This window comes from Flagellimonas flava (assembly GCF_050617915.1).
Lineage (GTDB): Bacteria > Bacteroidota > Bacteroidia > Flavobacteriales > Flavobacteriaceae > Flagellimonas > Flagellimonas flava_A.
This window is the reverse complement of sequence record NZ_JBODQE010000185.1, coordinates 1-236: the sequence shown is the minus strand read 5'-3', so window position 1 is coordinate 236 and position 236 is coordinate 1. Positions and strand designations below refer to the sequence as shown.

The following is a 236-nucleotide window of genomic DNA, read 5'->3' as shown; positions in this document are numbered from 1 at the left end:
TACGGCAATATCCCGAAGCTTCCGGCGTGCCATTGCATTGGAGTTTAGACTTTGCTGAAGGTCGGAAAGCATATATTCCGGGGTGAAGAGATCATTGGCCAAAACCGCCTGGATGTCTATGGGTTTGTCCGACAGCAATTCAAAATCGTAATCGTTGAAGGCCAAGGAGCAAGTAATAGGGGAGAGTAGGCTAATACTATAGGACAGCAAACTGCTCATCCCTTCGTGAATGGCCT

Annotated in this window: 1 protein-coding gene; it reads right to left on the bottom strand. The window is 47.9% G+C overall.

The annotated features are described in order from the left end of the window. Nucleotides 1-236: hypothetical protein (locus tag ACRHOZ_RS21480; protein ID WP_431130433.1), on the bottom strand; the 236-nt coding region annotated here is incomplete at both ends.